The sequence below is a fragment of the Yoonia sp. SDW83-1 genome (assembly GCF_046762885.1).
Lineage (GTDB): Bacteria > Pseudomonadota > Alphaproteobacteria > Rhodobacterales > Rhodobacteraceae > Yoonia.
The window spans coordinates 218,938-243,679 of the sequence record NZ_JBKQXO010000002.1 but is presented as its reverse complement, the minus strand read 5'-3'; the positions used below and the strand labels follow the sequence as shown (position 1 = coordinate 243,679).

The following is a 24,742-nucleotide window of genomic DNA, read 5'->3' as shown; positions in this document are numbered from 1 at the left end:
AGGAGTGTGAGAATGTTACTTGGCTGTATCTGCGATGACTTTACCGGGTCGAGCGATCTGGCAAACACGCTGGCCAAGGGCGGAATGCGGGTGACGCAGTATACCGGTGTGCCCGACATCAAGGCCGGCACCGGCGTTCAGGCGGGTGTTGTGGCGCTCAAGTCCCGTTCTGTTGAACCGGACGAGGCTGTACGTAAATCACTGCAGGCGCTGGATTGGCTGTTGGCGCAGGGTTGTCGGCAAATTTTCTTCAAATACTGCTCGACCTTCGACAGCACGGCTAAAGGGACCATCGGTCCGGTCGCTGACGCGCTTGCTGATGCTCTGGACGCGCACAAGGTCATTGTTTGTCCTGCCTTTCCGGGCACGGGGCGGTCGCTTTATCAGGGGCATCTGTTTGTCGGGGACAAGCCGCTGAACGAAAGCGGTATGCAGAATCATCCCCTGACACCGATGACTGACTCGGATATCCGGCGATGGCTGAAGCCGCAGACAAAATACAGTGTTGGTCATGTTGGTGCGCGGGATGTCTTTGCCGGGCCAGACGCAATCTCGGCCGCGCTTGAAAGGCAACATCAGGCAGGTCATCGGCACATTGTTGTTGACGCCATCCGCGATGCGGACCTGTATGCAATCGGTCAGGCGGCGCGGGAGTTGCGGCTGATCACGGGCGGTTCTGGCGTGGCATTGGGTCTGCCAGCAAATTTCGGCTGTACCCCCAGGACACCGCCATGGACCGGTCAGCCGGGTAAGGCAATCGCGCTGTCCGGGTCCTGCTCGATTACGACCCGGGGCCAAGTGGCGCAACACAAAGCTGACCATCCGGCGCGCGAGATCAACGCGGCAGATGTGATCGAAGGTCGGCTGACGGCCACCGATGTCGTTTCATGGTTGCTGGATCAAACCGGCGTGCCGCTGGTCTACAGTTCTGCCGATCCTGCGGTGGTGAGAGAGGTTCAGGAACAATTCGGGCGTGACAGGTCCGCGAATGCGCTGGAAGCCTTCTTTGCCGAGGTCGCACGCCGCGCTGTAGTAGGCGGCGCCACCCGGGTGATCACTGCGGGTGGCGAGACGTCAGGTGCCGTGGTCGAAGGTCTGAAGTTGAAGAAACTGGAAATTGGGCCAGAAATTGATCCCGGCGTGCCCGCCCTGCGCGCGGGCGACAACCTCGTCGTTGCATTGAAATCCGGCAATTTTGGCGCACCGGATTTCTTTGCCAAGGCCGATGCCATGTTGCGCGGCGCATGAGTGTGGAGGCGAAGCTGCGCGAGCAGATGTGCCTGCTGGCCAAATCACTGTTTGATCGCGGCCTAACCCATGGCAGCACCGGAAATGTCTCTGCACGCACGCCCGACGGCGGGCTGCTGGTCTCGCCCACAGGCACCAGCTTTGGGCGGCTCGACCCCGGATCGCTTAGTCGTTTTGATGATCAAGGTGCATTGATTGGTGGTGACAAACCGACCAAGGAGATGCCTTTGCATTCAGCCTTTTACGAAACCCGCGAAACGGCCGGGGCTGTGGTGCATCTGCATTCCTGTCACGCGGTAGCCTGGTCCATGATGCCTGATGCCGATCCAGACAACTTCCTGCCCCCGCTGACACCTTACGGGCTGATGCAACTTGGAAGGGTGAAGCTGTTGCCTTTCTTCCTTCCTGGCGATCCAGCGATGGGGGAGGCCGTGCGCGGACTGGCAGGCAAGCGCAGTGCTGTCATGCTGGCTAACCACGGCCCGGTGGTCGCGGGCAAAGACGTGGAGGCCGCCTGCAACGCCATCGAAGAACTGGAAAACACGGCCCGACTGGCGATGATGATGCGGGGCGTCACAGCCCATGCCCTTACCGACGATCAGGTGCAGGCAGTCGTCACCGCGTTCGACATCGATTGGAACGACTAGCAACTGTAACTTTCGGACAGTTTGAGCGGTCCATTTCCGACGTGTTTTGCATAGAGTCCTGTCATATCTTGCGCGCAGTTGTCCGGAACAAGGCGACCATCCCACAACTCAACCATAGCTGCGAACAAGACTGGATGCGATCAGGCCCCAGCCGTCGGCAACAACGAAAAATGCCAGTTTGAACGGCAGCGAGACGATTGCAGGGGGCACCATCATCATCCCCATCGACATAAGTACCGCTGCGACAACCAGATCAATGATCAGGAAAGGTATGAAGATCAGGAATCCCACCTGAAATGCCCGCTCCATCTCACTCAGCAGGAAGGACGGCACGACTACCGAGAGCGGCGCCTCGTCCACGGTGGTACCAGCCTCCAGATCTGGCCGTAACTCTGCCAGTGCAGCGAAGGTGTCTGGCGCGATCCGCGCCGACATGAATGCGCGAAGAGGATCCATTGTCTGCACAAATGCCTCCTCAAGCTCCATCGTTCCGTTCAGCAAGGGTTCAATGCCGCTATTCCACGCATCAACAAAGACCGGTTCCATCACAAAATAGGTGAGGAACAACGCCAGGCTGACGATCAGCATATTTGGCGGGGACTGCTGCAGCCCGATGGCTTGCCGGAGAATCGCGAAGACGGTCACGATAAACGGAAAGCACGTCACCATGATCGCGATGCCGGGCACGAGGCTGAGCACGGTGATCAGGACCAGCAGTTGCACTGATCTTGTCGCTAGAGATCCGTCATCACCAAGAGTAATTGATACATCCTGTGCGAATGCCGGACCGCTGAGCAGCAACAGCCCGATGAATGCGCAGTGCGAGCTCCGCAACATTTCAGGTCAGATCGCCTTTGTCAGAAGCCACTTCGGTGAGCCTTACGGCCAGTTGGCCAGGTTCCCCGCCCTCCATTTCCTGCAACTCTCCGCGCGCGATCAGCCGACCGCCGACATATAGCTCCACCGGGTCCTCGATCCGCTTGTCCAGTGGCAGGACCGCATTTTCACCCAGGCTCAGCAGATCACGGACCAGCGGGCGCGCCTTGCCAACGGTGACCGAAATCTCAATCGGGATTCGCCGCAAGGGGTGATCCTCCGGAGCTGCGTTCTGATTGTCGATGTCATCCATGAGATTTGATCCTGTCATCTTCGTTGAGGACAATGCCGAGCAGATCACTGATCTCGGCCAGAAGTTTGTCAGCGTCCAACAGCGTTTCACCATTACCATGCTGCACCCATGTGGCATGTGGGCTGAGCGACGGGTCCGTCTTAAGTTTCAACTGAACCTTCATGTCGGCCAATCGTGCGGCCACTGCATCACAAGTATCAGGGTGAACATGAAGGGTGATGGGTGCGGACGTGTCGGCTGCCGCGGCCTTCTGCAAAACATCCGCAATCTGACTGGCGAAACCTGTTTCGATACAGTGCGGCAGAACATGATCCACAAGGGTCGCAAAAAGCGGCCCGAGCGATTGCAGGATCTGTCGTCTTGCCTCTGCATAGGTGAAATCAATATCCGAAAGCGCCTGAACAAATGCCTCGTCAAGCACTGCGGCCTCAGCCTGCGCGGCTGCGGCACCTGCAGCCAGGCCATCCTGGTATCCCTGATTGTAATCAGCGCTGGCGACATCATCGTTGCCAAGCGCAACTTCAAAGGATTCAAGCGACAATATCTGGGACATCTATGCACGCTCCTTCGCCACCGGATCTTCGATCCAGTCCTGCAGAATCTGTATCGTCTCGGTTTCGCGTTCTGAAATCATCTGGCGCAGCCGGGAAACCGGATCTTCATCCATGCCACCGCCTATCATGCCCATGTCGCCCCCCATAAAATCACCCATTGTGTCATCACCAATCGCCATGGCCATCGGGGGGTCGGATGCTTCCGGTTCGGGCAGCGCCATGGTGTCGGCAGGTGCCGGCAATTGCCTGGCCTGGGTCAGGATCGGCCGCACAACAAAAAGTCCGAGGATCAGTGAAACGATGGCCAGAACGGCGATTTGGATCAGTTGCATCGTATCAAGCGGCAGTCCGGCATCGGGTGCCGCAACTTCCGTGCCAAGCGACGCAATCGGTTCAAATGGCATTGATTTCAGCGTGATCACATCGCCACGATCCAGATCAATCCCGACGGCAGAGGCCACAAGGTCCTGAAGCGACTGCAGTTCCTCTTCGCTGCGAGGGGTGGTTGTGACAGTCCCGTCATCCGCAACCGTGCTGACATCATTGATCAGCACGGCCACCGTCAACCGTCGTACCGCACCAGGCGCGCGTAGTAACTGCCGCTCAGTCTCGGACACTTCGTAGTTCGTCAAAGAACGGCTTTCCGAATTTTCGTTGCTGGACGCGCCGTTGGCGACCCCGGCATCCCCGTCAGGCAGGTTGGATGCGACGGTGACATCGCCACCCCTGCTATCGGTCGATGTCCCGGCGCTTTCCGTAACATCGGTACTGATCGCGACACGGCTGTCCGGATCCACCCGCCGCTCCGTGATCGATTCGGTTTCGGTGATGGTGTCCACTGACACTTCGACAACCGCATTTCCAACACCGACGCGCGCCGCCAGCAAGCGTTCGGCGCGCTGGCGCAGGGCATCAGCCCTTTCATCACCATTCGGCAGTATCGCGCTGCCGTCCGCGTCTGACATTAGACCACCATTTCCATCGATGACCGCAACTGAATCGGGCGAAAGGCCGGGAACAGCCGCGCCGACAAGGTATTGCAGCGCCTTGATATGCGGGGCCGAAAGCGAACCGCCCGCCGTCGTGACCGTCACGGCGGCTGTCGGCGTCTGGTCCCGCTGAAAGGGGCGGTTGGACGGGGTCGAGATGTGAACACGCGCCGATCTGATGTGCTGGCTGGCCAGAATAGTGCGCGCCAGTTCCCCTTCTTTTGCACGCCAATAGGCGGCATCGAACATTTGAGAGGTCGTGCTGAACCCCGACAGACCGTCCAGCAACTCATACCCCTGGCTTCCTGTAGCGGGCAAACCATCCCCGGCGAGGGTCATGCGCAGGCTGTCGCGCTGACCTGTGGGGACATAAATGGCACTGCCGCGCACGTCATACATCACACCGCGCTGGTCCAGCGCGGCAATCACATCGCCTGCCGCCCGCGGCTCCAACCCGCCAAAAAGGAGCGACATATCACGCGTGCCCGCCCCCCGTGCCAGCAAAAGCACGGCCGCAAAAACCGCCACCGTGGCGAAAACAACAAAGACACGCCGACGCGAATCGAGGGCGGACCACGCGGTGCTGATGTTTTGCAATCTGGTTCTCCATCACATTGGCGTTCTGCCGAATATCCCCTGTTTAGGGCCATGAGCCTTAACAATCGGTTAGGGCTTATCAGTTTATGTTCCGGAAAAGTTCTAAGAGGGTTGATTGCCATGACTGCCGATGCTGACGTGCCCGAAGAGGCCCCCAAGAAGGGGTCCAAGCTGCCGTTGATTATCGGACTGGTGTTGGCGCTTCTGGGCGGTGGCGGCGGATTCTTTGCCGTTCAATCCGGCATGATCGGCGGTTCTGCTGAAAATGCACAAGACGCCAGCGCTGACGACAAGCCTGAGCCGAAGGAACTGAACGTATCTTTTGTGGCAATCGAACCGCTGGTCATTTCTTTGCCAGGTAACGGTGGCCGCGATCACCTGCGATTTTCCGCGCAGCTTGAGGTTGCGCCTGACGACGTGGCCGAGGTGGAAGCAATCAAACCCCGAATTATCGATGTTCTGAACGGCTATCTTCGGGCGGTGGAACTACGCGAACTGGAAGACCCGACAGCGCTGGTTCGCCTGCGCGGGCAGATGTTGCGACGGGTTCAGGTCGTCGCCGGTGAGGGTCGCATCAAGGATCTGCTGATTATGGAATTCGTGCTGAGCTGAGGGATAAGAGAATGATGATGATCGCTGATATTCTGTTGGTAGCAGGTGCGCTTGGCGCGGGCCTTTACTGTTTTGTCCTGTCGCGCCGTTTGCGCCGGTTCACCGACCTAGAGAAAGGTGTCGGCGGCGCGGTGGCCGTTTTATCGGCTCAGGTCGACGATCTGACCAAGACGCTCAATCAGGCGCAAATGACGGCAAAAACCTCTGTTGGCACCCTTGATGAGGTCAGCACCCGGGCAGAGGCGGCTGGCCAGCGCCTGGAACTTCTGGTCGCATCACTACACGATTTACCCGACCCGGTGACACGCCAAACCAGCGATAGTCCCTTTTTCGTACGCAGGCCCGCGGGCCCGAAGGGCCATCAATAATGTCAAAGGTAAGACACCGCGGCAGGCGCGGTACGCTGCATATCATTTCTGGCCTTCTGATCGCCTCTGCGGTGGTCCGCCTCAGCGCGCAGGCCGGTCCTGCCTTGGCAAATGATACTGAGGTTGAACCGGCGATGACCGCCACGGCGCCTGAGGAAACCAACACAGATGCGCTGCTCGCCGCATTTCGGGATCGGGAAGCACGGCTCGCAGAGCGCGAGGCGCAGTTGCAGGACCGCGTGCAGGCCTTGCGCATCGCCGAGGTCGAGATTGCTGAACGGCTGGAAGAGCTTGTTGCAGCAGAACAGGCACTCGCCGCCACCATTGCTGCGGCCGACAGCGCCTCTCTTACCGATCTTGAGCAATTGACCACGGTCTATGAAAACATGAAGCCGAAAGAAGCCGCCGCCTTGTTCGAGGAAATGCCACCCCAGTTCGCTGCCGGTTTTCTGGGCATGATGCGGCCTGACGCCGCCGCATTGATCATGACACAGCTCGCACCGGAAACAGCGTATTCCTTCAGCGTCGTTCTGGCCGGGCGCAACGCAAATGTGCCAACTGAATAGCCGCTGAGAGAAAGTTAACACCTTCGCTGTAGAGGTAAGGGCGGGGGCCGTCAGGCCTTGTTGGGTTGCAAAGGGAACCGTACTAGAATGGTTGGTCTGATCGGTATTGTGATCATCTTTGTGATGGTCTTTGGTGGCTATCTGCTGGCTGGCGGCAAGATGGGTATCATTTTGAAGTCGTTGCCTTTCGAGATGATCATGATTGGTGGCGCCGCAATCGGCGCATTTGTGATCAGCAACGACACTGCCGCTATCAAACACACGATGAAGGATCTGGGGAAGGTCTTTAAGGGCCCGAAATGGCAGGCGCAGGATTATCGCGATCTGTTGTGCATGCTGTTTGAACTGATCCGGGTGGCGCGCACGAACCCCGTCTCATTGGAAAGCCATATCGAGGCACCGGATTCATCGACGATTTTCGGAAAGTATCCAAAAATTCTCGACGACAAGGAGGCGGTTGCCCTGATCTGCGATACCTTGCGATCCGCATCAATGAATTATGATGATCCTCACCAAGTTGAGGAGATCCTGGAAAAAAGGATTGAGGCGACATTGCATCACAAGATGCATTCGACCCACGCGCTGCAAACTGTGGCCGATGGTCTGCCTGCCCTTGGCATTGTGGCGGCCGTTCTGGGGGTCATCAAAACCATGGCGTCGATCGATCAGCCGCCCGAAGTGCTGGGCAAGCTGATTGGCGGCGCATTGGTTGGCACATTTCTGGGTGTGTTTCTGGCCTATGGTCTCGTCGGCCCATTTTCGGCGAAAGTGAAAGCCGTGATCGAAGAAGATGCCCATTTCCATCAGCTGATCCGCGAGGTGCTGGTCGCCAATCTGCACGCGCACGCTCCCAACATCTGCATTGAAGTCGGTCGCCAGAATATGCCGGGCCATCACCGCCCCACCTTTGCCGAGATGGAGGATGCGCTGAAGGCTGCAAAACAGGATGCAGCATGAGACATATGCTAGTATTTCTGCTTTCGGTCTTCTGGCTAGGCGCAGCGACCGCTGAACCCGTCCGGGTACAAACAGGAGAGCACGCTGAATTCACACGGGTCGTTCTGATTATTCCGACCGGTGCCGAATGGCAGCTTGGGCGACGCGACAACAGCTATGTGGTGAGGCTTCCTGGAACGGACGGTTACGAGACAAGCGGATTTTTCGACCTGATTCCTCAGGACCGGATTGCAGCGGTGTCGCAGAACCCGGATGCGGGTGAATTGCGTTTGCAGCTGGGATGCACCTGCTACGCAGAAGCATTCCTTGATCGTCCAGGCGTTCTGGTGATCGACATCCGTGACGGCACCGCCTCGCCTGGGTCTCCCTTCGAGACGGTTCTGGACGTGCCGCCCGACGATTCAGCGGCACGCGGGCCAGTGCCCAACACCACATACCTGACCCAACGCGAACCGATTTTGCCACTTTTCCCCCAAAAACGATCAGAAACCGTGTCGGAAGTGGTTGAAGCAGTTCAGCCGGCTGTTGTCACGAACGTGCCCGTTCAGCAACCCGACTTATCCGTTGAGGGCAGCGTCATATCTGATCTCGCGACACTGGAACAATCTGTAACGGAAAGTCTTGGGCGTGCGCTGAGTCAGGGATTGCTGGAGACTGATCTGGGTAATGGCACATCTGACGGCGGACCGATGATCAATAATCTCGAAGACAGGCCCGCCCCCGGACTCCGCGTTGCGACCAGCATTGACCGGGCCGCCATTCCCGATGATCCCTTTGTACCGACGACCCAACAAGGGAACACCTGCCTTCCAGGCCAGTATTTTGACGTGGCAAGCTGGGGGGATGAACGACCCTATGCGGCCCAGATTGGTGAGGCGCGCGCGCAGCTGACAGGGGAATTCGACGGGCTTGAAGAAGAAGCCGTCACAATGCTTGCCCGCAGATATATCTATTTCGGCTTCGGGCGTGAGGCGCAGCAAGTTCTGAAACTGGATGCGGTCACATCGCAGGAACGGCTATATCTGGCGGCAATCGCGAACATCATCGATGGCGAAACGGTCGATACAGATTTATTCGCACAACAGGTCAGTTGCCAATCTGAAGTCGCCCTCTGGGCTGCTCTGGCGTTTTCCGACGGCGCGCTCGATTCACAATTGGATCGCCCGTCTGTTTTGCGCACCTTCAAATCCCTTCCACCAGCACTACAAAGCCATCTTGCACCGCGCCTGACGGAACGGTTCGTGGCGATCGGAGATAACGACGCCGCGTTCCAGGCGCTTGATGTCGTCCGGGACCTATCCGATGCGCCGCTCGACGCCGCGCTTGCGGAGGTATCGTTGAACAGAGCACTCGGCAAAGATGAGGTAGCCGCAGAGCAGCTGGAGAACATTGTCGACACCGAAGTGCGCGTCACGCCCGAGGTGATGATCAGCCTGCTTGAACAGGCCGTCCGGAATAACCGTCCCATCGACAAAGATGATCTGGTTCTCGCCGACGCTCTCCGTTTTGAAAATGCACAGCTGACAGTGGCGGCTGACCTGGCCGTCGCACAGATCCGAGCCTATCTTCACATCGCAAAATTTGCTGCAGCAAGACAACTGATGCGCGACGAGGCTGAGCAAATCGGCGATGCACGAGGGGCTGTTTTGGCGGATGAATTTGCGAGATCAGCAACTGCTGGTATGCCAAATAGTGACTTTCTTTCTTTCGCCTTTGAAGACGATCAGCCGTCAATTTCTCCGGAAACGGAAAACACGTTGGCGCGACGGTTGCTGGACCTCGGCTTTGCCGAGAGAGCGCAGCAGTTTCTGACCAACCAAGCCAGCGACACTACGGCGGAAGAGCGCGGCTACCTCCGCGCCGAAGCGGCCATAGCGCTCGGCGATCTGGACAGAGCGGATTCGCTTCTGACGAATTGGAACACCGAACGGGCGGACACGCTGCGGCAGATCATTGATGACATGCGCGCCACAGACAGCATCATCGCACGCGATTTCCGCAGTGGCGGCGACGCGCGGTCGCAATGGCAGCGCGGCGATTGGGGGGATCTGGTCAGCTCGGAGGATGCGCTGTTACAAGCCGCATCCACCGCGTTTCTGGATCAGGACCGCGCAACGCTCGACCCGGAAATGTCCTTGGCCAGTGGCCGGACAATGCTTGAACAATCCGCGCAGTCGCGCGACGTCGTCCAGGACCTTCTTGAGCGCTTCGCTGGGCCGTCTGATTTTTGACGGCTCCTTAAAAGCTTACGAATTGTCAACCTCTCGCCACTAGCGTTGATCAAGGTCGACATCAGAAGGCGTGTGAAGGAATGATTGGCAGAATGCCAAGGCGAACGATGCTTCGCAATGTGCTGGGCTTCGCGGTCCTACTTATAATCGTGCACATGGGAAGTCCGGCAGAACCGCGCACATCCAACATTTGCAGAGACGCCGCACAGCGTGCCGCGTCACAAACAGGCGTGCCGTTCGCTGTGCTTTGGGCCATTGCTCAGACCGAAACAGGACGCAACAAAGATGGCGATGTCACACCCTGGCCGTGGACCCTCAACATCGAAGGTCAAGGATACTGGCTTGATACACGCGCTGCAGCGCTCACGCAGGCGCAACAAAGTGTGGCCCGAAACGTTCACAGCTTTGACTTAGGCTGTTTTCAGATCAATTATCGATGGCATGGTCAGCACTTCGCGTCAGTTGATCAGATGCTTGACCCCGATGCCGGTGCGTCATACGCGGCGCGGTTCTTACAACAGCTTTTTGATGAAACCGGCAGTTGGTCACAGGCAGCAGGCGCTTATCATTCCCGCACACCGATACTCGCTGCGCAATATCGCCAGCGCTTTGATCAGTTTTATGCCGCAGCGGCTGATACGAACATTCTGCCATCAATCCTGGCCAGCAGGGAAAACACATTCCCGCTGTTGCAACCCGGATCAGGCCACACCGCGATGGGATCGCTGGTGCCGGTACTAAACGGACGCTAAAGCATGACCGGACTCGCCCTGAAAGACATTTTTCAGCCAACGATCCTGCTGGCACTGGCGTTGATGGCGATCATCGTGATGATGATTCTGCCCATGCCGGCCTGGGTGCTGGACATCGGTTTGGCCGCGTCATTCGCTCTGGCCATTCTGATCTTTACCGTCACGTTATTCATCGACAGGCCGCTCGATTTCTCCGCCTTTCCGACGGTGCTTTTGGCGTCGCTGATGCTGCGGCTGTCGCTCAATGTGTCATCAACCAAACTGATCATTGGCGAAGGACACACCGGAACGGATGCGGCGGGCGACGTGATCGAAGGCTTTGCCATGTTTGTGATGGGCGGCAACGTCCTGCTCGGCGTTGTGGTGTTCTGCGTCCTGCTGATTGTGAACTTCGTGGTCATCAACAAGGGCGCCACCCGCATGGCCGAAGTCGGCGCGCGGTTTGCGCTGGATGCCATGCCGGGCAAGCAGTTGGCCATCGACAGCGACATGTCGGCAGGCGCCATCGACCATCAGGAAGCCAAGCAAAGGCGGGAACGCGAGCAGGCGGAAACGACATTCTTTGGCTCACTTGATGGGGCATCCAAATTCGTCAAGGGCGATGCAATTGCCGGGCTTCTGATTACAGCGCTCAACCTGATCATGGGGCTGGTTATCGGTATCTCGGTCCACGGCATGCCAATTGGTCAAGCCTTTGAAACATATGCAATTCTGACAGTGGGTGATGGGCTGGTTTCGCAGATACCCGCTGTCATCATCTCAATTGCGTCCGCACTTTTGCTCGCCCGGGGCGGGGCCACCGGTGCCACGGATCTGGCCTTGGTCGCTCAGTTGGGCCGGCACCCGGCCGCGCTGGCGACAGTCGCGCTTTTGATGGGGCTGTTTGCCTTGGTTCCGGGGCTACCGTTTCTGCCGTTCGTGCTGGGGGCGATCACCCTCGGGATTTGTGCCTATCTGATGTCTGCATCCGCACAAAAGGCGGCCGAAAAGGCAGCGCGAACCCCCGAAAAGGCCGAGACGGCACCGGCGAAGGAGTCGCTCGGCGATGTACTTGACCTGGATGACATCCATGTGGAATTCGCCCCGGACCTTGTCGATATGGTGCTGGACCCAGGCACCGGTCTTGATGCGCGTATCGCCAACATGCGCAGCCATGTCGCCACCGCCTTTGGCGTTCTGCTGCCCGAAATCCGGCTGACCGATAATGCTGCATTACCGGCAGGCTGTTATGCCGTCCACGTGCAAGGGGTCGAACAGGTGCGCGATACACTCAAAGCCAATCAGGTACTGGCGCTGATGAATGATGGCGAAGCGTCCGACCTTCCGGGCGAGGCGGTCAAAGAACCAGTTTATGGCGCCCCAGCCCGATGGATTGATCCTGTACATCAGGAAGCTGCCGCCCTGGCGGGGTTGACGACCGTGCAACCGACCGAAGTGCTGGCAACACATCTGCTCGAAATCGTCAAGAGGAACTTCCCGCGGCTACTGACGCTCAAGGCCTTGCGCAGACGTTTGGATGAAATGGTCAATCTGAGCGATCCGGGGCGGGCCGAAGCCAACCGTAAACTGCTGGACGAATTGATCCCCGACAAGGTGCCAATTGATGTGCTGTTGTCGGTGCTACGGCTATTGCTGGAAGAACGCGTATCGATCCGGAACATGCCACTGATCATGGAAGCAACCGCCGAGGGTCGTCAGTTGTTTCAAACCGCCGATGGTATCACCGAACATGTACGTCAGCGGCTTGGCTTCCAACTGGTCGCTGAAATGCGCAGGCCCGATGGCACGATCCCACTGGTACAGCTTGCGCCGGAATGGGAAGATACCTTTGCCACATATGAAATACGCAGCGACCGGGGGACAGGTGACGTTGCCCTGCCCCCCGAAAGTTTCAACCAACTGGCCGACGGCATTGCCGAAAAACTTGGACAAGCCGCCGCGACCGGGGCGTATGCGGCTGTTGTGACCTCCATGCGCAGGCGGCGTTTTCTGCGCACGGTCATGGCCGCCAAAGGGGTCATGAACCCTGTGCTGTCATTTGAGGAAATCGGGATCGATGCCCGCCCTGCGCTGGTCGGGCTTGTTCCCGGATGATGGACGACCTGATGCCGCTGCTGCCGATCTCGCAAACGGTGTTGTGGACTGGGTTTGCAGTTTTTGTGCGTATCAGCGCGATGATGGCTGTACTGCCTGCCTTTGGCGATCAGCCGGTGCCCATACGTGTCCGGCTGATGCTTTCGCTGATGTTCACGCTTGTCGTGGCTCCAGCGGTTGCGCCTGGCCTGGCCATGCTGCCCGGATCACCCTTGGACGCCGCAATCTTACTCGGGCCAGAGGTGATTGCAGGCCTCCTTTTCGGTCTATTCTTAAGGTTTTTCGTCCTCGCCTTGCAAATCACCGGATCTATCGCGGCACAATCCACATCGCTCTCGCAGATATTCGGAGGGACCGCCGGGGTGGACCCTCAGCCAGCCATCGGCCATCTTCTGGTTGTGGCCGGTACCGCTCTGGCCGCCCTGTCGGGACTTCACGTTCAGGCCGCCGCTTACATGATCCAAAGCTATGATCTGCTGCCTTTCGGCGTCCGGATAGATGGCGAGGTGGTCAGCCACATCGGAACCGCCGAGGTCAGCAGAGCATTCGGTCTGGGCTTTACTCTGGCCGCGCCGTTCCTGATTGCATCACTGATCTACAACGTCGTCCTTGGGGTGATCAACCGGGCCATGCCACAGCTTATGGTGTCTTTCGTGGGCGCACCGGCAATCACTGCGGGCGGGCTGCTGTTATTGCTGATCACGGCGCCTATCATGCTGGCGATCTGGATGACGGCGTTTAGTACTTTCATGGCCGCCCCCTTTGGTGCTTGGCCATGAGTGATCAGGACGAAGACAGCGACAAGCAATTCGAACCAAGCCAGAAAAAGCTCGATGATGCTCGCAAAAAGGGCGAAATTGCAAAATCAACAGATCTGACCACAGCGGCGGCCTATGGCGGTTTCCTACTGGTACTGGTCACCATCGGTCCTGCGGCAATCATCGGACTCGGCACGGTCTTGGGCGTGCTGTTAGGCCAATCCGCCGATATCTCCGCCGATCTTTTCGCTGGGTCGCCAAACCCCGCCATGGGTGGCATCCTGCAAGAGGCCGTCTGGAACACCGCACCCTGGTTTGCCATGCCCGCCATTCTTGCCATTCTGTCGGTCGTGGCACAGCGCGCATTTGTCGTCGCACCCAGCAAGGTCGCGCCAAAGCTGAACCGGATTTCACCCATCGCTGGCTTCAAGAACAAATTTGGTCGGCAGGGCCTGTTTGAATTCGTCAAAAGCATGACCAAGCTGATCATTTACAGCGTTATCATGGCGTTCTTTCTGATGTCCCAGATGGACCGGATTGTCGGCAGCATGCAGTTGCCCCCGGGCCTGATCGTGGCAGAGTTGGGGCGGATGGTCGTTGGACTGATGATGATCGTCCTGCTGGTGGCACTTGTGCTGGGCGGCATTGATTTTCTATGGCAGCGGGCCGAACACATCCGCAAAAACCGGATGAGCCGTAAGGAAATGATGGATGAGCTCAAGCAATCCGAAGGCGACCCGACCATGAAGCAGCAAAGACGGCAAAAAGGCCAGGAAATCGCGATGAACAAGATGTTGGCCGATGTGCCGACAGCGGATGTCGTGATCGTGAACCCGACCCATTTCGCCGTCGCCCTGAAATGGGATCGCATGGCGGGCAGTGCGCCGGTTTGTGTAGCCAAAGGTGTGGATGAAATCGCCGCGCGCATCCGGGAGCTGGCCAACGAACACGCCGTACCGCTCCATTCCGATCCGCCGACGGCGCGCGCGCTGCATGCCAGTGTCGAAGTCGGGGTTGAAATCACGCCCGACCACTATCGTGCTGTCGCAGCGGCCATTCGTTTTGCCGAAAGCATCCGCCAGAAAGTCCGGAACCGATGACCCGAAAGCACCAGCTTGACGGGCTGAAACAACTCTCCGGGCTGCAGTTTCGGGCAGCCCAAGCCGAGATGGCGGAACTGCTGCGCCGGGAATCCGCGCTGCGCCAGAACCTTGAACAGTTGATCCAGAGCAAATCGAGGCAAGCGCAGGCCAGCCGCCAGTCGGACGAAGCCGCCTTGATCGCCGGGGCCGATATTCGGTGGCACCAATGGGTGGATCAGCGGCGCGCGACGATCAATACCGAATTGGCACAGATCCTGGCACTTAAGGAAAACTGCCGGGTCAAGCTAAAGCGCGCATTTGGGCGTGATCAGGTCACGCAAACCTTGCATGACCAAACGGTTCAATCGCAAAAACGCGCATTGCAGCGCAAGCAAGACTACGAATCCTGACGGACAATATCGATGATCAGGACATCGGTGACCGGATCACCGACCACCTCGCGCGCGGTCCGCAAAAGCTCGCTCCGCAAGGCGCGCATATTTGTCCCGCTGGTGAAATTCCCCGAAAATCCGCCGATATTGGCGTGATCGAACATATCCTGCAGGAAACCATCGCGCAACTTGGGTTCGGCGGCAAAAACAGCTGGGCCTGAACCGGCTGTGACCTCAACATTCAATGACATCACGACCAGCGCCGTGACGGACCCGTCTTCGACCACAGGGATGACAAACTGGTTGTTGAGCTTGACGTAATCCCGCTCCTCGGTCGCCGGGGCCGCGGCAGGTTCTTCCGTCGCTATCTCGGTCTCTCCTGCATCACCACAGGGGTGCCCTTGGTCAAGTGGGTCTTCGACCGGTTCGGGTTTCAGATACAGACCAGCGCCCACGCCGCCGCTGACACCAATCAGGGCCAGCAGCAAAGGCAGAAGCAGTTTTTTCATCGTGTCACTCCTGAAGGGGATCAGAACGGCAGGGCGGACTCCAGCACCTGCTGGCCATAGCGGGGTTGTTGCATATCTGTGATCTGGCCGCGGCCGCCGTAAGAGATGCGCGCCGACGCGATCTTGTCATAGGTGATTTCATTTTGCCGGGTGATGTCCTCTGGCCGGACATAACCGGTCACGAGCAACTCTCGCAGTTCGAAATTCACCCGCACCTCTTGCTGTCCGACAATGGAAAGAACCCCGTTGGGCAGCACATCCGTGACTGTCACCGCAACCCGCAAGGTCAGCTTTTCGTTACGCCGCACGGTGCCGTCACCGGATGATGAGCTTTGTGAATTCAGATCAACCAGCGCTGCCGATGACGCGCCTTCCGGCAAACGTGGATCCAGCCGTTGCGGAATACCCAGAAGCTGCGGGATCGCTGCCTGCTGCGAAGCCGAACGGGACCTGTCGGAGGAATTCGATATCTCGGCACTGTCATCAATCTCGATCACCACCGTCATGATATCGCCACGCTGCATCGCCCGGCGATCACCCAGAAGCGATCCGCGCTCACCTGTCCAAAGCGATGCCCGGGACGATGGCGCAAGCGCTGTTGTCTGGATCGCCGCAGGCGTGCCGGGGTTCAACATTGCATTCCGTTCAACGGTACGGTCGGGCGGGGTAAAAGGGGGCGGCTGGCCGATGGGTGTGGTGCTACAACCCGCCAATACGGCCATTAAAGCAACGGTTATACGCATGTTCATTCCTTACCGGGCCACATAGCCAGCACCGTCTGCACCAATCCGGGCAGTCACGGTGCTACGAGAGCTGATATTCATCACGCGGATGATGTCGCCGGGCCCGGCACGCCCCAACGCGCGCCCTTCGGTCGAAATCACCAGACCGTAGCTTTGATAATGCAGCGGGATGATCTGGTTACGTTCGACCACCGCCGGAAACCCCACATCGCCCGGGCGGATCGGGCGCCCGGCATAAAGGGCAACGCGCGCCTCCATCCCGATGATATCATTGGGGTTTTCAACACTGCCGGGCACATCGCGGTCCCGGGTCAGGATGTCTTCCGGCATGATCATCGTTTGCGCGGGGATCGTGCGGGCCGCCACAACGGTATCTGCCGCCACCGGCCCCGCCAGCAAAGCACAAAATGCGAGTCTGCAAATCATCTCAACTGTACCATCGCGCTCAGCATTTGGTCGGCGGCGGTGATCACTTTGGAGTTCAGCTCATACCCGCGCTGCGCCTCGATCAGATCGGTCACCTCGCGGACCGGATCAACCGAACTATCCTCAAGATATCCTTGCCGCAACACACCCAACCCGTCCTCGCCGGGCGTGGTCACCACGGACGGGCCAGAGGCCGGGGTTTCCAGGAACAGGTTCGATCCTATCGCTTCAAGCCCCTTAGGGTTTGTGAAACCCGCCAGCGTAAACTGGCCCAGCAACTGCGGCTGCACCTGATCGTTGAAATAGCCGTAAATCTCGCCTTCAGCATTGATCGAGATTGAACGCGTATCGCGCGGGATCGTGATATCCGGCACAACCGGGTACCCGTCGGACGTGACCACCTGACCATCACCTGTCAGCTTCAGCCCGCCATCGCGAGTATAGGCTGAAATACCCGACGGCAGCGTCACCTCTAGATATCCATCGCCCTCAATCGCGACATCCAGATCGCCACCGGTGGCCGCAAGTGACCCCTGGCTCAGCATCACGGACACCGCATTGGCCCGCACCCCAAGCCCCAGTTGCACCCCCGTCGGCAGCACCGTGCCGTCAGACGCATTGATCGTGCCCGGTCGTGCCAGTTGCTGATAATGCAGGTCAGCAAATTCGGCGCGCCGCGCGTTGTAGCCGGTGGTGTTCATGTTCGCGAGGTTGTTGGAAATCACTTCAACCCGCATTTGCTGGGCAGACATACCTGCCGCCGCAATCTTAAGTGCCCTCATATCCCTGCTCCTCTACCGCCGTATGGCTTCGATAACGCCGCGAATGCGTTCATCTTCTTTGTCCAGAAAATTCTGGCCCAGTTCATAGGCGCGCTGCACTTCGATCATGCGGCTGACCTGCAGGATCGGATTGACGTTCGAATCCTCCAGAAAGCCCTGCAACATGCGGCCATCCGGTGCCGGTTCAAAACCGCCCCGCGCCTCGAACATCACACCGCCCTCGCGAAACATCTGGTTGGGGTCTGTCGGGGTCACCAGACCGATCTGGCCAATCGGTTGCCCACCTGCGCTGATCGTCCCATCCGGGCTGATACCAATGCGGCCGACACCCTGTGGCACAAAAACCGGCGCACCGCCTGCATCCAGCACCTGATACCCATCAGGCGTAACCAGATCGCCGTTTTCATTGGGGCCAAACGCCCCGGCGCGGGTCAGGCGCTGCCCGTTCGGCGTTTCGATCAGAAAGAAACCGTCGCCTTCGATGGCCAGATCAAACGTACCGCCGGTCTGGGACAGGCTGCCTTGGGTCATGACGGTGTCGCGCACGGCCGCAGTCGCCATCGAAAGCGAATCCGCGCCGGGGCCCAGCGCCTTGATATGTTCAGAAAACACCACCCCCTCGGCCCTGAACCCGGTGGTTGCGCTGTTGGCAATATTATTGGCCAGCGCACGCATTTCCTGCATCAGGCCTGATTGCCGGGTCAGTGCGGTGTATGAGGCATTGTCCATGTCTATCCTCCTGCGATGATCGGGATCAGGGTGCCCTTGAACAGGCTCACCAATGCTTCTGACATGAAGGCCATGGTGATCCAGAAGGTGCCGATGATCGCGGCCAGTTTGGGTACGAAAGTCAGTGTCATTTCCTGAATAGATGTCAGCGCCTGAAACAGGCCAACGACCAGACCGGCCGCAAGGGCAACGGTCAGAATGGGGATCGAGATCACAAATGCGGTCCACAATCCCTGCCGCAGCGTGTCGTAAAACAGCGCTTCATCCATCAGACAGGCATCCGCAGGATTTCCTGATAAGCCTCAACAACCTTGTCCCGCACCGTCACTGCGGTCTGCACCGCCAGTTCAGTCTGGGCGAGGGCCTGCACCAGCGCATGCGGATCCGCACCAGCGGTCATGGCCTGCATCGCCGTGTTTTCACTGGCTCGCATGGTCTGCATGAAGTCCTGTGCGGCGCCCAAAAGGGCATTTCCGCCTTCACCGCCCGGTGCGGTGGCTGCCTTACCGGCAGCATAGTTCTGGGCGACAAGTGCATTGATATCCATGGGTTCGCTCCTTTAGTTCCGAAGAAGATCCATCAGTGCCGACGACATCTGCCGCACCTGATCGAACATTTTGAGATTGGCCTCATAGCTGCGCTGCGCCTCGCGGGCGTCCGCAATCTCGACCAGCAGATTGACGTTGGATCCATCATAATGGCCCGTGTCATCAGCAAGCGGATTGGCCGGGTCGTAAATGCGGGTCAACTCGCTTTTATCCAGCCGCATCGGGCCGGTTGTCACCGCCCCCGTGGCGTGCCCGTTCGCGACCATCTGTTCGAACGAAACGGTCTTGCGCTGATAACCGGGGGTATCGGTGTTTGCGATATTCTCTGACACATGCCGCAGGCGGTTGGCTTGCGCCTTCATCCCGCTTGCAGCAACTGACATGGCTTCACTGAAATCTGTCATGCGTCACCTCCTATGATCGGCCAAGCGTCGTGCGTAGAACCGTCATCGCGTGCCGATAGACCGTCAGGGCACGGTTATGCTCTCGACTGACGGCAACCGAATTCAACAGCTCTTCTTCAAGGGAAACGGTGTTGCCGTTCGGTGAGGGTTCAGCATCACGGGCGGTGACGACCGCAGCAGGGCCACCATGTGCGGCCCCTGACATGTGACCGGCCCGTGTAGTCCGCATCTGGACCGATCCGGTCGCGCCATAGGCTTCCTGGAAAGGGGCGATATGCCGAGCCTGATACCCCGGCGTATCGGCATTTGCGATGTTGCGGGCCACAACAGCCTGCCGTGACCCGGCATGGCGGGCCATCGCAGTGGCAGTCTGGAACAGCTCCAGTGAATCATACATCGGGGATTCTCCCTCGTCTGGTTTCAACGAAGCATTAAGCCTGATTCCTTAAGAAGAGGTTTGTGGTTAACCGGATGGAACAAAACATGACCGAAAACTTGTTTGCACAGATAACAAAAGCGATTTCGGGTCTGTCACATATCCACCACGTGGGCCGCGTTCTTGGTGTGGCGACAGGCACGGTGCAGGTTGGCGGGGTCAGCGCGGTCGTGCGGCTCGGGGATCGCGCGGAAATCCACGCCGGGTCAGAGCGTATGACGGCAGAGGTTGTCCGGCTCGACGCGAGGGGTGCGCATCTACTGATCGAAGGAGCCGCCGAAGGTATATCCATCGGGGATCGCGTCGTTTTTGCGCCGCCGCCGAAATTTGCGCCCGATGACAGTTGGATCGGTCGGGTGATCGATCCTGATGGCAAGCCGCTGGACGGTCGCCCGCTGCTGCCCGGTGTCGCCCCGCGTGCGTTGCGCGCAACGCCGCCGGCCCCACATCAGCGGCGCGCAATGGGTGCGCGGCTGGAAACCGGGCTGGCTGTCTTCAATACGCTCCTGCCGCTGGTCCAGGGCCAGCGGATCGGCCTATTTGCCGGATCAGGCGTGGGCAAATCCAGCCTGCTGGCTGATCTGGCCCGCGGTGTGGTCGCCGATGTGATCGTCATTGCCCTTGTGGGTGAACGGGGGCGCGAATTGCGCCACTTCGTAGAGGACGTGCTGGGACCGGAGGGGATGCAAAGGTCTGTGGTGGTCGCCGCAACATCGGATCGTGCACCACAGGTGCGCCGAAACTGCGCCTGGGCGGCCATGTCAGTGGCCGAGCATTTTCGCGACAAGGGACAGCAGGTTCTGCTGCTGGTCGACTCCGTCACCCGGTTCTGCGAGGCCCATCGCGAGGTCGCTGTCGCAGCTGGCGAAAACGCCAATCTGCGCGGCTACCCTGCATCAACCAGCCTGGCCATCGCGTCGCTTTGCGAACGGGCCGGGCCGGGTACTGCAACGGCGGGGGACATCACGGCAGTGTTCTCTGTTCTTGTTGCAGGGTCCGATATGGACGAACCGGTTGCGGATATGCTGCGCGGCGTGCTGGACGGGCACGTTGTGCTTGACCGTGAGATTGCCGAACGGGGCCGGTTCCCTGCGATCAACGTGCTCAGGTCGGTCTCTCGGTCCTTGCCGGATGCGGCAACGCCGCAGGAAAACGCAATGATTGCCCAGGCAAGAGCGCATCTTGGGGCCTATGATCGGGCCGAACTGATGATCCAGTCGGGGCTCTACTCCTCCGGGTCGGACCCGGCGATTGATGCCGCCATCGCATGCGCGCCCAGTCTGGATTCTTTCCTGACTATCAAGGACACGCGCGGCACGCTCGCGCATTTCGCAAAGCTGCGGCAGGCGATGGCACGCTCTTCCAGTCCAATGAAAACCGAAGAGTTGCGGCCAGCATCAGCCAAATAGGGGTCGTACAGACTGCAACAGTGTGAGGGCGGTCGACCCACCAGAGGATGTTGCGATGGCCGCCGCCTCCGACCGGACGAGGAACAGGCGGATCAGTTTGTCCTGCATGTCAGGCGCGGTAAAATCACTAACCTTGTCTGTGCCAAAAACGGATTGCGACCGTTCCTGAAACAGCTCAAGCTGCTTATCCAGATCAATGCTGCTGACACTTGCCGGCAAGCCAAGTGCGGTTTGAAATACATTGCGCAGCGGCGCATTACCCATGATCGAAAACCATTGGGCATTTTCGTTCTGCGTCCGGTCAACGATGTCCGACACGCCACTGCTGACATTCATTGCCAGGCGCAAATCATTGTTCTGGTCTCCAACAGCACGTTCGAATTGGCGTAGCTCATACCTGTCAACAATCTCATCCGCGAACCCGATCAGACCGGTGCGTGGTACGGGTCTGTCACCGAATGCAAAGGCGCGGCTGAAATCAGCATAACGATTATCGGCAAGCCGGTTGGCCAACGCATCATCAGAGATCGTCCCGTCTTCCAGAATTTTGCGGATGAAGAACGTATTGTTGATATCTTCATCAAGCCCGAACGCCCCCAAAGCAACCGACAACAACCTGCGGTCGCTCACCAGATCCTCGGCCGTGCGCACATTGGCGATGTTTTCACGAAAATATTCGGTCGCGCGCGAAATCGGCTGGCTTTCCGAGAACGCAGTCTGCTGGTTCTCCAGCGTGCGTTCGAGAAAACGCCAGCCGACATAACCGGTCAGCGGGACAACCGGCTGAAAGCTCATTGTGGATGCGCCGCCAGCAAACGCGCTTCGCGGGGCAGAAGATTGCGCAATGATTTCAAGGCACGATAGAAATCGTTGCGGCCCACTGCCTCTGTTGCCGCATCCAAATGGGTGCGGCTGTCATCATCGCGCAATGCCTGGCTCAGCTGCTCGATACCGCGCAGAATCTGCAACCGGGCATCATCCTGCTCCACATCACCCGACAGCACCAGTTGGGCGATATAGCAGGTCCGCCGCACGGGTGTATTCACCTCATCCGGCCTGATCGCATCGCGCAGACGTAGTATATTGGCATTCGGGGTCAGGATCGACAGGCGGCTTCGCCTGTCACCATTTTCGATAACCGCACCATTGACGAGGACACGTTCCTTCGGATTCAGCTTAAGGACAAGGCCAGACATTATGCCGCCCCCTGTCCGTTAAGACCGCGCAATACGGCGGTGTTGATATCAATCAGCGCTGTTGCGTCCGCCTTGCCGCGCAGCACCTTCTGACTGTGCAATTCTGTGAACTCGGCCAGATAGAAAATCTGTGCCCGCAACTCCTTTGGCAAAGCATTGTCATTGTCGGCGACACCTGCAGCCATGGTTGTCCACATGCGACGATTGTCGTGAAGCGCGGCAACGAGGGCGGGAAAATCCGATGGCTTGGTAGAGGCCGCTTTGCGCATCCGCGAAGTAATCTGGCTGATCAGCTGGGCTTCGACCGAACGTTCGGAGCGGATCGAAACCTGGGTCGGGGCATAGGCTTGCCGGGCTTGTTCTATGACGTTCACGTGATGTCCTTCCGGCACGAAATTGAACGAGACGCGGTTTTTCCGCAGCGAATGGGTCAGTGGCGCCCGTCAGGGGGCGCCACTGGTTTTTCAACTTACCGGAACAGCGACAGGATCGTCTGCGGCGCCTGGTTGGCAATCGACAGCGACTGTACGCCCAGCTGCTGCTGCACCTGCAGGGCCTGCAAGCGGGCGGACGCCTCTTCCATGTTTGCATCAACAAGCGAACCGATGCCGGATTTCAAGTTGTCGGTCAGCGAGCTGACAAAGGCTGACTGTGTTTCAATCCGGCCCTGAACGGAACCAAACGAAGCTGCCGCATCAATTGATCGATCAATCAACGTCTCAAGCGTTGCCAATGCGGATGCGGCACCTTCATCGGTTGTAACATCGATGTTGTTCAGCTCACCCAGACCACCGGCCGACACACCTGCCGTACCGCCGGTCGCGCTTTCTGCCAGCACACCAACCGCGCCGCCGCTGGAGTTGGTCAGCGTGATCGTGTCACCGTCCCGCGTGACCGAGTAGTCGTTGTTCGCGGTGACTGTCAGGAAGTTCGCGATCTGGTTGTTCAACTGTGCGGCAACTGACGCGGCACTGTCATCTGCGTTCGCCACATATTCAAACGTACGCTGGCCAATGCTGTTGGCTTCACCGGCTCCAGCATCGTCAAGAACGATGCGATAGCTGTTGCCATCAGCCACGCTTGTGATCTGGATGTCACGTGTACCGGCATCTGCCAGGGCAAGTTCAGTACCAGCATTGGAACCGCCATTGTCGATCAAGCTCGTATCGGTAACAGCCGTGCCACCAAAGGTCGCCGCAGTACCACCAGACGAGGACAACGACAGATCCTGGCGCGTTACAGTGATGTAGGATGCGGTCGGCGCTGCCGAGCCGCTGCGATCCAGCGATGACAGGATTTCAACATCGTCGCCGGCCTGCAACATGTTCAGGCCGTTGAACTGGGCCGCGTTGCCGATGGATTCGATCTGTCCTGTGATCGACTCGATATCCGTCTGCAGCTTGGTCCGGTCAACGTTCTGACCCTGCGATGCAACAATCTGGGTCTTCATGTCTGTCAGAAGGTCGGTGATCCGCTCGGATGCGCTTGTCGCAACCGCAATGCTCGATTCACCCAGGGCGAGCGAGTCGGAAATGGCCTTGAAACCCTTCACATCGGATTCCATCACCTTGGAAATGGCCCAAACGGCAGAGTTGTCTTTAGCAGATGCCACCTCTTTGCCGGTCGAGATCATGGACTGGGTCTTTGCCAGGTCCATGTTGATGGATTTCAGGGTCTGCAGCGCGACCATGGCGCTGTTGTTGGTCAGAATACTGGACATATTCATTGGTCCTTTGAAGAAGGCGCTTTGCGCCGGGTTGGTTCGGAAATCCACGCGCTTTGTCGTGGGTTGAAACGTCATTCTGACGGGTCACCGCCGCTATTCCAGGGCGGTTCAGCCTTTGTGGCGATGCCTGCAGACTGATCATTTCTGCCTGAACAAGTTCTTAAGGCCCGCCAGACAAATAGCGTCAATTTGATCCAAATTACGCCTTCTTCGTCATGGCAGGGCGCGCGGTGGGCAGCTTTGCCATTTGCCCGTTGTGATCATAAGTGCTCAGGTTTTCGCGTACGTTTTGAAGCGCCGATAAACGCGTGCGCGCGGCACCAACCCCTTGCATGGCCGCCGATAGCAGCGATTGGTTTTCAGACAGTTTCTGCTGAATGATCTCAAGGTCGCGCCGCCCCGGCGCCGCAACCTGCAACCGTTCGAACAGCTGCGTTTTGGCTTCAAGAAGTGGGCTCAGGGCATCAAAATCGCCGGTCCGCAGTGCCTGTCGTTCCGTATCCAGCAGGTCCAACACCTGATTGACGACCTGATCACGCATCCAACCGCACTTTCATCGCGTTGAAAAGCGCTTCGGCAAGTCCAATGCCACCGGCGGCAACCATTTCTTCGGCCTGCGCCTCGCGCAGAAAGGACGCGAACTGATCCTCGCCCGCGCCACCACCAAAGGTGTCGCGCGGGGCACCGACACCGGCTGATTTCAGCATCTCAGCAAGAAATGTCGCCTCAAGCTTTTGGGCCGCTTCGCGCAGCTTCACATCTGATTGAATATAGTCCGGCAATTGTGGCGCGCCGCGCGGCGCCGGCAATACAGGGATCGTTGTCATTCGGATTCTCCGTGTCTTGATCGCAGATCCT

32 protein-coding genes are annotated in these 24,742 nt (G+C 58.5%); 13 read left to right on the top strand and 19 right to left on the bottom strand.

Going from position 1 to position 24,742, the window contains the following annotated elements; translation table 11 throughout:
* Positions 1-12: 12 nt before the first annotated feature.
* Both otnK and ACFWW4_RS03540 read left to right on the top strand, forming a co-directional pair.
* On the top strand, positions 13-1,248 hold the full coding sequence (gene otnK, locus ACFWW4_RS03545; RefSeq protein WP_411889603.1) for a 3-oxo-tetronate kinase: 1,236 nt from the start codon (positions 13-15) through the stop codon (positions 1,246-1,248).
* The gene (locus ACFWW4_RS03540; RefSeq protein ID WP_411889602.1) at positions 1,245-1,895 is read left to right on the top strand and encodes an aldolase; all 651 of its coding nucleotides are present in this window, start codon (positions 1,245-1,247) and stop codon (positions 1,893-1,895) included. Before otnK ends, ACFWW4_RS03540 begins: the two co-directional genes overlap by 4 nt.
* 108 nt (positions 1,896-2,003) lie before the next feature.
* Here the strand turns inward: ACFWW4_RS03540 and fliP are convergent, their stop codons facing one another.
* From fliP to fliF, 4 genes are read right to left on the bottom strand one after another with little or no spacing between them, the layout of a single operon-like run.
* Entirely contained in the window at positions 2,004-2,732 is a 729-nt protein-coding gene (gene fliP, locus ACFWW4_RS03535) for a flagellar type III secretion system pore protein FliP (protein ID WP_411889601.1), read from the bottom strand.
* Position 2,733: 1 nt separating this feature from the next.
* On the bottom strand, positions 2,734-3,024 hold the full coding sequence (locus ACFWW4_RS03530; RefSeq protein WP_411889600.1) for a FliM/FliN family flagellar motor switch protein: 291 nt from the start codon (positions 3,022-3,024) through the stop codon (positions 2,734-2,736).
* Entirely contained in the window at positions 3,017-3,577 is a 561-nt protein-coding gene (locus ACFWW4_RS03525) for a hypothetical protein (RefSeq protein WP_411889599.1), read from the bottom strand. The genes ACFWW4_RS03530 and ACFWW4_RS03525 overlap by 8 nt, the downstream gene beginning before the upstream one ends.
* A complete protein-coding gene (fliF, locus tag ACFWW4_RS03520; RefSeq protein WP_411889598.1) occupies positions 3,578-5,164 on the bottom strand; it encodes a flagellar basal-body MS-ring/collar protein FliF in 1,587 nt (528 codons plus the stop codon). It abuts the gene before it with no gap.
* A gap of 120 nt (positions 5,165-5,284) precedes the next feature.
* On the opposite strand from fliF, the gene fliL reads away from it, so the two are divergent.
* From fliL to ACFWW4_RS03470, 10 genes are all read left to right on the top strand, one after another.
* Entirely contained in the window at positions 5,285-5,776 is a 492-nt protein-coding gene (gene fliL / locus ACFWW4_RS03515; protein WP_411889597.1) for a flagellar basal body-associated protein FliL, read from the top strand.
* Between the two features lie 11 nt (positions 5,777-5,787).
* The gene (locus tag ACFWW4_RS03510; protein ID WP_411889596.1) at positions 5,788-6,144 is read left to right on the top strand and encodes a hypothetical protein; all 357 of its coding nucleotides are present in this window, start codon (positions 5,788-5,790) and stop codon (positions 6,142-6,144) included.
* Positions 6,144-6,710 carry a MotE family protein gene (locus tag ACFWW4_RS03505; RefSeq protein WP_411889595.1) on the top strand — a complete coding sequence of 189 codons (567 nt, stop codon included), beginning with the start codon at positions 6,144-6,146 and terminating at the stop codon, positions 6,708-6,710. Before ACFWW4_RS03510 ends, ACFWW4_RS03505 begins: the two co-directional genes overlap by 1 nt.
* A gap of 87 nt (positions 6,711-6,797) precedes the next feature.
* Positions 6,798-7,667 carry a flagellar motor stator protein MotA gene (gene motA, locus ACFWW4_RS03500; RefSeq protein WP_411889594.1) on the top strand — a complete coding sequence of 290 codons (870 nt, stop codon included), beginning with the start codon at positions 6,798-6,800 and terminating at the stop codon, positions 7,665-7,667.
* Entirely contained in the window at positions 7,664-9,898 is a 2,235-nt protein-coding gene (locus ACFWW4_RS03495; RefSeq protein WP_411889593.1) for a hypothetical protein, read from the top strand. Before motA ends, ACFWW4_RS03495 begins: the two co-directional genes overlap by 4 nt.
* 155 nt (positions 9,899-10,053) lie before the next feature.
* Positions 10,054-10,650 (top strand): transglycosylase SLT domain-containing protein, encoded by a 597-nt coding sequence (locus ACFWW4_RS03490; protein WP_411889592.1) that lies wholly within the window; start codon positions 10,054-10,056, stop codon positions 10,648-10,650.
* A gap of 3 nt (positions 10,651-10,653) precedes the next feature.
* The gene (gene flhA, locus ACFWW4_RS03485; RefSeq protein WP_411889591.1) at positions 10,654-12,744 is read left to right on the top strand and encodes a flagellar biosynthesis protein FlhA; all 2,091 of its coding nucleotides are present in this window, start codon (positions 10,654-10,656) and stop codon (positions 12,742-12,744) included.
* Positions 12,745-12,755: 11 nt separating this feature from the next.
* Entirely contained in the window at positions 12,756-13,523 is a 768-nt protein-coding gene (locus ACFWW4_RS03480; RefSeq protein WP_411889590.1) for a flagellar biosynthetic protein FliR, read from the top strand.
* Positions 13,520-14,602 (top strand): flagellar biosynthesis protein FlhB, encoded by a 1,083-nt coding sequence (locus ACFWW4_RS03475; RefSeq protein WP_411889589.1) that lies wholly within the window; start codon positions 13,520-13,522, stop codon positions 14,600-14,602. Before ACFWW4_RS03480 ends, ACFWW4_RS03475 begins: the two co-directional genes overlap by 4 nt.
* On the top strand, positions 14,599-14,994 hold the full coding sequence (locus tag ACFWW4_RS03470; RefSeq protein ID WP_411889588.1) for a hypothetical protein: 396 nt from the start codon (positions 14,599-14,601) through the stop codon (positions 14,992-14,994). The genes ACFWW4_RS03475 and ACFWW4_RS03470 overlap by 4 nt, the downstream gene beginning before the upstream one ends.
* Here ACFWW4_RS03470 and ACFWW4_RS03465 read toward each other — a convergent pair.
* From ACFWW4_RS03465 to ACFWW4_RS03425, 9 genes are read right to left on the bottom strand one after another with little or no spacing between them, the layout of a single operon-like run.
* Positions 14,982-15,485, bottom strand: coding sequence for a flagellar basal body-associated FliL family protein (locus ACFWW4_RS03465; protein WP_411889587.1), 504 nt, complete (start codon positions 15,483-15,485; stop codon positions 14,982-14,984). The two genes, ACFWW4_RS03470 and ACFWW4_RS03465, sit on opposite strands and share 13 nt — an antisense overlap.
* A 20-nt stretch (positions 15,486-15,505) precedes the next feature.
* A complete protein-coding gene (gene flgH, locus ACFWW4_RS03460; RefSeq protein ID WP_411889586.1) occupies positions 15,506-16,228 on the bottom strand; it encodes a flagellar basal body L-ring protein FlgH in 723 nt (240 codons plus the stop codon).
* Between the two features lie 9 nt (positions 16,229-16,237).
* Positions 16,238-16,654 carry a flagellar basal body P-ring formation chaperone FlgA gene (flgA, locus tag ACFWW4_RS03455; protein ID WP_411889585.1) on the bottom strand — a complete coding sequence of 139 codons (417 nt, stop codon included), beginning with the start codon at positions 16,652-16,654 and terminating at the stop codon, positions 16,238-16,240.
* Complete coding sequence (gene flgG, locus ACFWW4_RS03450; RefSeq protein ID WP_411889584.1) at positions 16,651-17,436, bottom strand: flagellar basal-body rod protein FlgG; 786 nt, start codon at positions 17,434-17,436, stop codon at positions 16,651-16,653. The genes flgA and flgG overlap by 4 nt, the downstream gene beginning before the upstream one ends.
* A 12-nt stretch (positions 17,437-17,448) precedes the next feature.
* A complete protein-coding gene (locus tag ACFWW4_RS03445; RefSeq protein WP_411889583.1) occupies positions 17,449-18,165 on the bottom strand; it encodes a flagellar hook-basal body complex protein in 717 nt (238 codons plus the stop codon).
* 2 nt (positions 18,166-18,167) lie between these two features.
* Complete coding sequence (locus ACFWW4_RS03440; RefSeq protein ID WP_411889582.1) at positions 18,168-18,434, bottom strand: flagellar biosynthetic protein FliQ; 267 nt, start codon at positions 18,432-18,434, stop codon at positions 18,168-18,170.
* Positions 18,434-18,712 (bottom strand): flagellar hook-basal body complex protein FliE, encoded by a 279-nt coding sequence (gene fliE, locus ACFWW4_RS03435; protein WP_411889581.1) that lies wholly within the window; start codon positions 18,710-18,712, stop codon positions 18,434-18,436. Before fliE ends, ACFWW4_RS03440 begins: the two co-directional genes overlap by 1 nt.
* 12 nt (positions 18,713-18,724) lie before the next feature.
* A complete protein-coding gene (flgC, locus tag ACFWW4_RS03430; RefSeq protein WP_411889580.1) occupies positions 18,725-19,117 on the bottom strand; it encodes a flagellar basal body rod protein FlgC in 393 nt (130 codons plus the stop codon).
* 10 nt (positions 19,118-19,127) lie between these two features.
* The gene (locus tag ACFWW4_RS03425) at positions 19,128-19,514 is read right to left on the bottom strand and encodes a FlgB family protein (RefSeq protein ID WP_411889579.1); all 387 of its coding nucleotides are present in this window, start codon (positions 19,512-19,514) and stop codon (positions 19,128-19,130) included.
* 86 nt (positions 19,515-19,600) lie between these two features.
* Here ACFWW4_RS03425 and ACFWW4_RS03420 point away from each other — a divergent pair, with 86 nt between their 5' ends.
* Positions 19,601-20,962, top strand: a complete 1,362-nt coding sequence (locus ACFWW4_RS03420) for a FliI/YscN family ATPase (protein ID WP_411889578.1) — start codon at positions 19,601-19,603, stop codon at positions 20,960-20,962.
* Here the strand turns inward: ACFWW4_RS03420 and ACFWW4_RS03415 are convergent.
* The 6 genes from ACFWW4_RS03415 to ACFWW4_RS03390 all read right to left on the bottom strand — a co-directional run bounded on the left by ACFWW4_RS03415 (position 20,951) and on the right by ACFWW4_RS03390 (position 24,711).
* A complete protein-coding gene (locus ACFWW4_RS03415) occupies positions 20,951-21,757 on the bottom strand; it encodes a DUF1217 domain-containing protein (RefSeq protein WP_411889577.1) in 807 nt (268 codons plus the stop codon). The genes ACFWW4_RS03420 and ACFWW4_RS03415 overlap by 12 nt on opposite strands.
* On the bottom strand, positions 21,754-22,158 hold the full coding sequence (gene flbT / locus ACFWW4_RS03410; protein ID WP_411889576.1) for a flagellar biosynthesis repressor FlbT: 405 nt from the start codon (positions 22,156-22,158) through the stop codon (positions 21,754-21,756). The genes ACFWW4_RS03415 and flbT overlap by 4 nt, the downstream gene beginning before the upstream one ends.
* The gene (gene flaF / locus ACFWW4_RS03405; protein WP_411889575.1) at positions 22,158-22,532 is read right to left on the bottom strand and encodes a flagellar biosynthesis regulator FlaF; all 375 of its coding nucleotides are present in this window, start codon (positions 22,530-22,532) and stop codon (positions 22,158-22,160) included. Before flaF ends, flbT begins: the two co-directional genes overlap by 1 nt.
* A gap of 95 nt (positions 22,533-22,627) precedes the next feature.
* The gene (locus tag ACFWW4_RS03400) at positions 22,628-23,878 is read right to left on the bottom strand and encodes a flagellin (protein WP_411889574.1); all 1,251 of its coding nucleotides are present in this window, start codon (positions 23,876-23,878) and stop codon (positions 22,628-22,630) included.
* 205 nt (positions 23,879-24,083) lie between these two features.
* On the bottom strand, positions 24,084-24,425 hold the full coding sequence (locus tag ACFWW4_RS03395) for a flagellar protein FlgN (protein WP_411889573.1): 342 nt from the start codon (positions 24,423-24,425) through the stop codon (positions 24,084-24,086).
* Positions 24,418-24,711, bottom strand: a complete 294-nt coding sequence (locus ACFWW4_RS03390) for a rod-binding protein (protein WP_393932972.1) — start codon at positions 24,709-24,711, stop codon at positions 24,418-24,420. The genes ACFWW4_RS03395 and ACFWW4_RS03390 overlap by 8 nt, the downstream gene beginning before the upstream one ends.
* Positions 24,712-24,742: the final 31 nt, after the last annotated feature.